This is a genomic window from Pseudomonas sp. R19M (assembly GCF_050312585.1).
In the GTDB taxonomy this organism is placed as follows: Bacteria; Pseudomonadota; Gammaproteobacteria; order Pseudomonadales; family Pseudomonadaceae; genus Aquipseudomonas; species Aquipseudomonas palleroniana.
In genome coordinates this window covers 1-9,232 of sequence record NZ_JBNPJV010000044.1, presented here as the reverse complement: position 1 = coordinate 9,232, position 9,232 = coordinate 1, and the positions used below count along the sequence as shown (strand labels likewise).

8 protein-coding genes are annotated in these 9,232 nt (G+C 60.3%); 6 read left to right on the top strand and 2 right to left on the bottom strand.

The genetic code is table 11. The annotated features are described in order from the left end of the window. Positions 1-220 precede the first annotated feature (220 nt). Both ACQRBT_RS08175 and desA read right to left on the bottom strand, forming a co-directional pair. A complete protein-coding gene (locus tag ACQRBT_RS08175; RefSeq protein ID WP_090367590.1) occupies positions 221-1,222 on the bottom strand; it encodes a sensor domain-containing diguanylate cyclase in 1,002 nt (333 codons plus the stop codon). A gap of 313 nt (positions 1,223-1,535) precedes the next feature. Then, positions 1,536-2,720 carry a delta-9 fatty acid desaturase DesA gene (gene desA, locus ACQRBT_RS08170; RefSeq protein ID WP_060755532.1) on the bottom strand — a complete coding sequence of 395 codons (1,185 nt, stop codon included), beginning with the start codon at positions 2,718-2,720 and terminating at the stop codon, positions 1,536-1,538. Positions 2,721-2,886: 166 nt separating this feature from the next. On the opposite strand from desA, the gene dibA reads away from it, so the two are divergent. The 6 genes from dibA (at position 2,887) to ACQRBT_RS08140 (ending at position 9,171) form a co-directional block, all read left to right on the top strand. Beyond that, positions 2,887-4,800, top strand: coding sequence for a phosphodiesterase DibA (gene dibA / locus ACQRBT_RS08165; protein ID WP_412047473.1), 1,914 nt, complete (start codon positions 2,887-2,889; stop codon positions 4,798-4,800). Positions 4,801-5,034: 234 nt separating this feature from the next. Further along, positions 5,035-5,217, top strand: coding sequence for a sulfur starvation response protein OscA (gene oscA, locus ACQRBT_RS08160; RefSeq protein ID WP_060755534.1), 183 nt, complete (start codon positions 5,035-5,037; stop codon positions 5,215-5,217). A 66-nt stretch (positions 5,218-5,283) separates the two neighbouring features. Beyond that, entirely contained in the window at positions 5,284-6,294 is a 1,011-nt protein-coding gene (locus ACQRBT_RS08155) for a sulfate ABC transporter substrate-binding protein (protein WP_060755535.1), read from the top strand. 188 nt (positions 6,295-6,482) lie between these two features. Then, positions 6,483-7,301 carry a sulfate ABC transporter permease subunit CysT gene (cysT, locus tag ACQRBT_RS08150; RefSeq protein WP_104995186.1) on the top strand — a complete coding sequence of 273 codons (819 nt, stop codon included), beginning with the start codon at positions 6,483-6,485 and terminating at the stop codon, positions 7,299-7,301. Positions 7,302-7,314: 13 nt separating this feature from the next. Further along, positions 7,315-8,187, top strand: a complete 873-nt coding sequence (cysW, locus tag ACQRBT_RS08145) for a sulfate ABC transporter permease subunit CysW (protein ID WP_090367585.1) — start codon at positions 7,315-7,317, stop codon at positions 8,185-8,187. A 3-nt stretch (positions 8,188-8,190) separates the two neighbouring features. Further along, entirely contained in the window at positions 8,191-9,171 is a 981-nt protein-coding gene (locus ACQRBT_RS08140; protein WP_060755538.1) for a sulfate/molybdate ABC transporter ATP-binding protein, read from the top strand. Positions 9,172-9,232 lie beyond the last annotated feature (61 nt).

Below are 9,232 nucleotides of genomic sequence, written 5' to 3'. Positions count from 1 at the left end.
GTCAGTTAAGGATTAACGCGGTCACTGTGGGAGGGGGCTTGATCCCGATGGCGGTGTGTCAGTCACGGTTTCTGAACCTGACACACCGCCATCGGGAGCAAGCCCCCTCCCACAATTTATTCATCGTCCGCTTTATCGCTTAACTGACTGGCATTAGGGCTTGCCCCGATAGCGTCGTGTTAGCCAATCATCTGGTGCCTGGCACGCCCTCCGCCGAGCTTCAGCCCGCTACCACGCGGTTCTTGCCCTGGCGTTTGGCTTCGTACATCGCGGCGTCGGCCCGGGCAAACAGGCTGTCCAGGGTCGAGTCGTCTTCGCGCAGGCCGGCCAGGCCCTGGCTGATGGTCACGGTGAACTCACGGCCCTCATAGCTGAAACCCAACGCCTGGATTTCCTTGCCCAGCCGCTCGGCGACCTGCAACGCCATCTCGGGCGCACAACCGGGCAACACCGCGGCGAACTCTTCGCCGCCAATGCGTCCGAACAGATCGCCACGGCGCAATACCCCTCGACCGCTTTCGGCGATGCGCCGCAGTACCTGATCGCCCTCCAGATGGCCGTAGGAGTCGTTGATGTCCTTGAAATCATCAATGTCCAGCAACAGGAAAGCCAGCGGGGTGCCTTGGGCACAGGCGCTGTCGAACGCCTGGTTGGCGCACTCGAAGAAGTGCCGGCGATTGCTGCTCTGGGTCAGCACGTCGGTGGTGGCCAAGCGATGCAGCTCAAGCTCCAACTGCTTTTTTTCGGTGATGTCCTCGGCGATGCCGACCACGATCACCGGCTTGCCCGGCTCGACCTGTTGGTTGATATAGCACTTGTCGCTCAGCCAGCGGATGTGACCGTCGGCGGTGATGATGCGGTACTCGCGGTCTTCCACGGCGCCTTGTTCGAGCACGCGGGCCAGGCTTTGTTCGGCGTAGTCGAGGTCTTCGGGGTGGACGCTGTTGCGCCATTCACGGTGGTCGGCCAGCAGCAGGCTGGCGGAGCGACCAAATATCCGTTCATAGGCCGGGCTCACGTAAAGCACGCGGCGGGTTTCCCAATCGATGGACCACAGCACGGCATTCACGCTGACCAGCAGCGAGCTGAGCAGCTGTTCGCGCTCACTCAGCCGCTCGACCTCTCCTTGGGCATGCATCAACGCCAACAGGGTTGATGCCGCAGCCGGGCGGGGGTGTTCGGCCGTCGGGGTATTGGGTGCAAAGGGCTTTTCGTGAACCATCGGCACAACTCTCTCTGGGCACGCTGCCGGCATCGGGCAGCGGTCACTACAAGGGCCACCATGATGGCGAAGTGTTGATTGAGAGAGGGGATTTGCGGTGAAGTTCCATGATCCGGTTGACTAAGAAATGACGTCAGAAACCGGTGGCAAGCCAAACTCGGCGTGCTGTCAAGTCAAGGCGAGCGCTCTACCTTGGGCGATCGAGCTTGCTCGGGTTGGACTGCGCAGCAGTCCCAGCCAAACCAAAGGCTGGGGCCGCTTTGCGGCCCAGCGGGAGCAAGCGCCCTCACCACAGGAGGGCTTTGAGAACTGGTCAGGCCGCTGCAGGGCGCAGCGAATAGGTCTTGAGCTGGTGAGCAAAATCGCGCAGGGATTGGATGCCGCTGGCCTCGGCCTCGTGCACCCATTCCTTGATCGCCGCCAGCATGTCGTGGCCATTGGAACTGGTCTTCACCCAGATCTGCTGCAACGCCAGGCGCTTCTCGTAGATCACGGTCAGCGCATGGCTGTGCTCCAGCATGTTCTGGATGCGCAGGTGGTGACGGTCATCCAGCAGGCTGGTTTCCCGCGAGAGCAGGCGCTTGGCACGGTGGAACTGGTGACGCACCGAGTGATCGACTTTCTCCAGCTCCTGCTTGACCAGCGGCCCGATCACCAGCTTGCGGTACTGCGCCATGATCTGGAAGCGGTTGTTGAGGATCGCCATGGCGGTGTCCATGTCCAGGTGGCCCTTGCCCTCGACGCGGTGCGCGATAGGCGCAACGCGCTGCACCTTGGCCAAGCGCAGGAAGCTGAATACCTTGATCCACGCCCAGCCCAGGTCGAACTCCCACTTCTTGACCGACAGCTTGGCCGAGTTGGGGTAGGTATGGTGGTTGTTGTGCAGCTCTTCGCCGCCGACGATGATGCCCCAGGGCACCAGGTTGGTGGCCGCGTCACGGCATTCGAAATTGCGGTAGCCCACGGCATGCCCCAGGCCGTTGATCACACCGGCGGCCCAGAACGGAATCCACATCATCTGGATCGCCCAGATGGTGATGCCGATAGTGCCGAACAGCAGCAGGTCGATCACGCCCATGATCGCCACGCCCAGCAACGGGTAGGGCGTGTAGATCTTGCGTTCGATCCAGTCGTCCGGGCAGTTCTTGCCGTAGATGCGCAGGGTCTCGGGGTTTTCAGCCTCGGCCCGATACAGCTCGGCACCTTTGCGCAGCACTGTGGACAAACCTTTGATGACCGGGCTGTGCGGGTCGTCGACGGTTTCGCATTTGGCGTGGTGTTTGCGGTGGATGGCCGTCCACTCGCGGGTGTTCTGCGCCGTGGTCAGCCACAGCCAGAAGCGGAAGAAGTGTTTCAGGCCGGCATTGAGCTCCAGGGAGCGATGGGCCGAATAACGGTGCAGATAGACGGTGACCCCGACAATGGTCACGTGGGTCATCAACAGCGTGACTGCCACCAGTTGCCAGGCTGACAGGTCAAGAAAACCGTTGTACCACATAGGCTGTATGGCCCTCAGATAAAGAAAAAGACAGCTCACGCATTATCACTAAGCCAACAGAGAAAACCAGCCACCGTTTCAGATAGGAGTGACTGGATGTTTCTTATTCTATAATCCGCAGCCTTTGTAGGGCGATTCTGTTTTTTTGGTAAGGATTACTGAAGATATGCTGTTTTCATACCGAGGAGCCCTACGCGTAGGGCTGGTGTACCTGCTGGTTTCAGTTGTGTGGCTCCAGCTCAGCAACCAATTATTGATCAACTTTCTCGATGACCCGTGGGAGTTGGGACGCTGGCTGCAGGCGCGCGGCTACGTGTGGGTGGGCCTCAGTGCGCTGGTGATCTACCTGATCTGTGCGCGCTTTGCGCGTACACACCAGGTGCAGCAGCCCTTGAAGGAGAATCGCGAGCGCCTGCAACAGGCTGCCGCAGTGTTCGATTGCACCCGCGAAGGGGTGCTGGTTACCGACGCTCGGGGGTTGATCGTGCACGTCAACCGCGCCTTCATGGCGATCACCGGCTACAGCGGCGAAGACGTCATGGGCAAGCGGCCGAGCCTGTTCAAATCGGGGCGCCACTCGTCGAATTTCTACCAGCAGATGTTCCAGACCCTGGAGCGCACCGACGAATGGAGCGGTGAAATCTGGAACCGGCGTAAAAGCGGCGAGATTTATCCACAGTGGCAAACCATCCGCGTGATCCGCGATGACCAAGGCAAGGCCACTCACTACGTCGCGGTCTTTTCCGATATCAGCGCCATCAAGGATTCCGAGCACGAACTGGCCCGCTTGGCCCATCATGACCCGCTGACCGACCTGCCCAACCGCCTGCTCTTCAGCGACCGTGCCCACCAGGCATTGACCTCGGCGCAAGTGCATAAACGTGGCTGTGCGTTGCTGTTGATGGACCTGGACCACTTCAAGATCATCAACGACAGCCTCGGCCACACCACCGGCGACCAGTTGCTCAAGGCGGTGGGGGAGCGCCTGAAAGGCCTGTTCGGCCCCGGCGTCACGCTGGCGCGCCTGGGTGGGGATGAGTTCGCCGTGTTGGTGGAAAGTTGTCCACAGGTGGTTCAGGCGGCTGCATTGGCCCAGAGAATCCTCGATGCGATGAAAGAGCCGTTCGTGTTTGACGGCAACCAGCTGTTTATCAGTGCCAGCATTGGCATCAGCCTGTTTCCCAGCGACGCCCTCAGCGCCGAACAGCTGCTGCGCAATGCCGACTCGGCCTTGTTCAAGGCCAAGAGCGCCGGGCGCGAAGGTTACGCGCTGTACACCGAAGAACTCACCGCCCATGCCCAGCATCGGGTGGAAATCGCCGGTGAATTGCGCCGCGCCCTTGAGCAGCAAGAGCTGCGTGTCTACTACCAACCCGTGCATGACCTGCAAGACAGCCGCCTGATCGGCGTCGAAGCCTTGGTGCGCTGGCAGCATCCGGAGCGTGGCCTGGTGCCGCCGGGTGAATTTATCCCGATCGCCGAGCGCACCGGGCTGATCGCCGACATTGATGCCTGGGTGATGCACGAAGCCTGTCGCCAGATGTGCCAATGGCTGGCTGAAGGCGCGCCGCTGAGTTTTATTGCGGTCAACGTGTCCAGCCGTTTGTTTGCCCGACGCGAACTGTACGAACAAGTTGCCCAGGTCCTGCACAGTACTGGCCTGGCGCCGACGTTCCTGGAGCTGGAAGTCACGGAAAGTGCTGTGATGGATGACCCTGAAGTCGCCCTGGAGCAACTGCACCGCCTGCGTGAACTGGGCTTGCGCCTGGCCATCGATGATTTTGGCACCGGCTATTCTTCGCTGCTGCGCCTCAAGCGCCTGCCGGTGCAGAAGCTCAAGATCGACCAGGGCTTTGTCGCCGGGTTGCCGTGGGATGAAGACGATGCGGCCATTGTGCGCGTGGTGATCGCCCTGGCGAAAAGCATGGGCATGCAAGTGCATGCCGAAGGGATTGAGCAGGTGGAGCAGGCAAGGTTTCTGTTGGAGCAGGAATGCGATATGGGCCAGGGGTATTGGTTTGGGCGGCCCATGCCGGCGGCGGAAATCGACTGGTCCCGGGCGCCTGCGATCCGCCCTTGAAGATGGCCAAGTGTGGGAGGGGGCTTGCTCCCACATGTGGAACGTCACTGGGCTTGATTTCAGCGAGTGAAGATAAAAAACCTTTGCAACTCCAAGTCTTGCCAGAAAATTCTTTCTGGTTATATAAACATTCTTAAATAGTATTTTTAAGAATATCCGCGCTTATCTACTATCGCTCTCACGCCGCAAGCAGTGCCGCCACTGCGAGGCACTATTCATTTCAGGAGCGAGACCATGAGCGCATCTCTACGTAGCGTCGACGGCCAGGACGAAGCAGCCATTTTGCGTGAGATCCAGAGCGCCCTGCGCGATCTGCGGTTTGGCGCGGTGGAAATCACCGTGCACAACGCTCAAGTGGTACAGATCGAACGCAAGGAAAAATTCCGTTTGCAGAACCCGGGTAACAAACCGAACTAAGCAACTACGGCGATAGACCCCGCAACTATAAGAAAAAGCCAACACCCCGAATTTCAGGAGCCTTCTATGTCGTCGATTCGCCGTTATGCCCTGGCCGCCCTGGCCAGTGCCGTGTTTGCCGGTTCCGCCGTTGCCAAGGACTACGAGTTGCTCAACGTCTCGTACGATCCGACTCGTGAGCTGTACCAGGACTACAACGCTGAGTTCACCCAATTCTGGAAACAGTCCCACCCGGATGACAACGTCAAGATCCAGCAATCCCATGGCGGTTCGGGCAAGCAGGGCCGGGCGGTGATCGACGGCCTGCGCGCTGACGTTGTGACGCTGGCGCTGGCCGGCGACATCGACGAAATCGCCAAGCTGGGCAAGACCCTGCCGGAAAACTGGCAAACCCGCCTGCCGGACGCCAGTACCCCGTACACCTCGACCATCGTGTTCCTGGTGCGCAAGGGCAACCCCAAAGGCATCAAGGACTGGGGCGACCTGATCAAGAAAGACGTTTCGGTGATTACCCCGAACCCGAAAACCTCCGGCGGTGCTCGCTGGAACTTCCTCGCCGCCTGGGCCTACGGCCTGAAGGCTGGTGGTAGCGAAGCCAAGGCCCAGGAATACGTGAAAGAGCTATTCAAGCACGTCCCTGTGCTGGACACCGGCGCCCGCGGCTCGACCATCACCTTCGTCAACAACGGTCAGGGTGACGTGTTGCTGGCCTGGGAAAACGAGGCGTTCCTGGCGTTGAAAGAAGACGGCGGCGCCGATAAGTTCGATATCGTCGTGCCGTCCCTGTCGATCCTCGCGGAGCCGCCGGTGGCCGTGGTCGACAAGAACGCCGAGAAAAAGGGCAACACCGAGATCGCTACCGAGTACCTGAAACACCTGTACAGCCCGGCTGGCCAGGAGATTGCCGCGAAGAACTTCTACCGCCCACGCGATGAGAAAGTCGCTGCAAAATACGCCCAGCAGTTCCCGAAACTGGACCTGGTGACTATCGACAAAGACTTCGGCGGCTGGAAAACTGCCCAACCGAAATTCTTCAATGACGGTGGTGTGTTCGACCAGATCTACACGGCGCAATAAGCCAAATTATCTGTTGGAGCCCGCTTTCCGTGGCGAGGGAGCTTGCTCCCGCTGGAGCGCGAAGCGCTCCCAAATCGGCAACTCAGTCGCCTGGTTTTGGGGCCGCTGCGCAGCCCAGCGGGAGCAAGCTCCCTCGCCACGATAGGTTCGCTACCGCAGTGGTATGTCACCGCTAACCAAGGACTCTTATGTCGCGTCGTATTTCCCCCGTCATACCCGGCTTCGGGCTGACGCTGGGCTACACCGTGGTGTACCTCAGCCTGATCGTACTCATCCCCCTGGCGGCGATGTTTGTACACGCCGCTCAACTCACCTGGGATCAGTTCTGGAACATCATCAGCGCACCACGGGTGCTGGCGGCGTTGAAACTCAGCTTCAGCACCGCGCTGTATGCCGCCCTGATCAACGGCGTGATCGGCACGCTGCTGGCCTGGGTGCTGGTGCGCTACACCTTCCCCGGACGCAAGATCATCGATGCGATGATCGACCTGCCGTTCGCCCTGCCTACCGCCGTGGCCGGTATCGCGCTGACTGCGCTGTACACGCCTAATGGCCTGGTTGGCCAGTTCGCTGCGGACCTGGGCTTCAAGATCGCCTACACCCCGTTGGGTATCACCCTGGCGCTGACCTTCGTCACGTTGCCATTCGTGGTGCGTACGGTGCAGCCGGTGCTCGCCGATATCCCCCGGGAAGTTGAAGAGGCCGCCGCCTGCCTGGGCGCCAAGCCGCTGCAGGTTTTCCGCTACATTCTGGTGCCTGCGTTGTTGCCTGCCTGGCTGACCGGCTTCGCTCTGGCATTTGCCCGAGGCGTGGGTGAATACGGTTCGGTGATTTTCATCGCCGGCAACATGCCGATGAAAACCGAGATCCTGCCGTTGCTGATCATGGTCAAGCTCGATCAGTACGACTACCGCGGCGCCACTTCCATCGGCGTGTTGATGCTGGTGGTTTCCTTTGTCTTGCTGCTGCTGATCAACTTGTTGCAGCGGCGCATCGAACGTCCATAAGGAGGCGCGGAACATGTCCCAATCGTCTATTTCCGCCGCGTCCTCGGCCAACGCTGCCCGGCGTGGCAGTGCCGTATCGCGACGTATCCTGATCGGCCTCGGCTGGCTGGTGTTTGCATTGTTCCTGCTGCTGCCGCTGTTTATCGTGGTGTCTCAGGGCTTGAAGAACGGTCTCGGTGCGTTCTTCACCGCGATCCTCGAACCCGACGCGCTGTCGGCGCTGAAGCTCACGGTGATCGCGGTAGTGATTTCGGTGCCGCTCAACCTGGTGTTCGGCGTCAGCGCGGCATGGTGCGTAAGCAAATATTCGTTTCGTGGCAAAAGCATCCTGGTGACGCTGATCGACCTGCCGTTTTCGGTTTCACCGGTGATCGCGGGCCTGGTCTACGTACTGATGTTCGGGGCCCAGGGGTTTTTTGGCCCATGGCTGCAAGCGCATGACATCCAGATCGTATTCGCCTTGCCCGGCATTGTGCTCGCCACCATCTTCGTCACCGTGCCTTTCGTGGCGCGTGAGTTGATCCCGCTGATGCAGGAGCAGGGCACCCAGGAAGAAGAGGCTGCGCGCCTGCTCGGCGCCAATGGCTGGCAGATGTTCTGGCATGTGACCGTGCCGAACATCAAATGGGGCCTGATCTACGGCGTGGTGCTGTGCACCGCCCGGGCCATGGGCGAGTTCGGCGCGGTGTCGGTCGTGTCCGGCCACATTCGTGGCGTGACCAACACCCTGCCGCTGCATGTCGAGATTCTCTACAACGAATACAACCACGTTGCCGCGTTTGCGGTGGCCAGCCTGTTGCTGATCCTGGCGCTCTTCATCCTGCTGCTCAAGCAGTGGAGCGAGAACCGTATCAACCGCCTGCGCAAAAGCGCCGGTGAGGAATAAGTCATGTCGATCGAAGTCCGTAATGTCAGCAAGAACTTCAACGCCTTCAAGGCCCTGAACAGCATCAATCTGGACATCCAGAGTGGCGAGCTGGTGGCGTTGCTCGGCCCGTCCGGCTGCGGCAAGACCACCTTGTTGCGCATCATCGCGGGCCTTGAGACCCCGGACGCCGGCAATATCGTGTTCCACGGTGAAGACGTGTCCGGCCACGACGTGCGGGATCGCAACGTCGGCTTCGTGTTCCAGCACTACGCGTTGTTTCGCCACATGACGGTGTTCGATAACGTCGCCTTCGGCCTGCGCATGAAGCCGAAAAACCAACGCCCGAGCGAAAGCCAGATCGCGAGCAAGGTGCACGAGCTGCTGAACATGGTGCAGCTCGATTGGCTGTCCGATCGCTACCCGGAACAACTCTCCGGTGGCCAGCGCCAGCGTATCGCCCTGGCCCGTGCCCTGGCGGTGGAGCCCAAGGTGCTGCTGCTGGATGAGCCTTTTGGTGCCCTCGATGCCAAGGTGCGCAAGGAGCTGCGCCGCTGGCTGGCGCGCCTGCACGAAGACATCAACCTGACCTCGGTATTCGTGACCCACGACCAGGAAGAGGCCATGGAAGTCGCCGACCGTATCGTGGTGATGAACAAAGGCGTGATCGAGCAGATCGGCTCACCGGGTGACGTCTATGAAAACCCGGCCAGCGACTTTGTGTACCACTTCCTCGGTGACTCCAACCGTCTGCATCTGGGCGAGGACCAGCACGTGCTGTTCCGGCCGCACGAAGTGTCGCTGTCACGGCATGAACTGGAAGACCACCACGCGGCTGAGGTGCGCGATATCCGTCCATTGGGGGCCACCACGCGGGTAACCCTGAAGGTTGAAGGCCAGAGCGAGCTGATCGAGGCCGAAGTGGTGAAGGATCACGACAGCCTGATCGGCCTGGCGCGGGGCGAAACGCTGTTCTTCAAACCCAAGGTCTGGCAAAAAGCCTGACAGGCTCGCAAACCCAATCCGAGATGGAACCAATCTGAAATGGGGCCACTGTGGGAGGGGG

Excerpts from the sequence above, each read along its gene's own strand:
- cysW (WP_090367585.1), top strand. The coding sequence starts at position 7,315 with ATGTCCCAATCGTCTATTTCCGCCGCGTCCTCGGCCAACGCTGCCCGG.
- ACQRBT_RS08140 (WP_060755538.1), top strand. The coding sequence starts at position 8,191 with ATGTCGATCGAAGTCCGTAATGTCAGCAAGAACTTCAACGCCTTCAAG.
- oscA (WP_060755534.1), top strand. The coding sequence starts at position 5,035 with ATGAGCGCATCTCTACGTAGCGTCGACGGCCAGGACGAAGCAGCCATT.
- ACQRBT_RS08175 (WP_090367590.1), bottom strand. The coding sequence starts at position 1,222 with ATGGTTCACGAAAAGCCCTTTGCACCCAATACCCCGACGGCCGAACAC.
- desA (WP_060755532.1), bottom strand. The coding sequence starts at position 2,720 with ATGTGGTACAACGGTTTTCTTGACCTGTCAGCCTGGCAACTGGTGGCA.
- cysT (WP_104995186.1), top strand. The coding sequence starts at position 6,483 with ATGTCGCGTCGTATTTCCCCCGTCATACCCGGCTTCGGGCTGACGCTG.
- ACQRBT_RS08155 (WP_060755535.1), top strand. The coding sequence starts at position 5,284 with ATGTCGTCGATTCGCCGTTATGCCCTGGCCGCCCTGGCCAGTGCCGTG.
- dibA (WP_412047473.1), top strand. The coding sequence starts at position 2,887 with ATGCTGTTTTCATACCGAGGAGCCCTACGCGTAGGGCTGGTGTACCTG.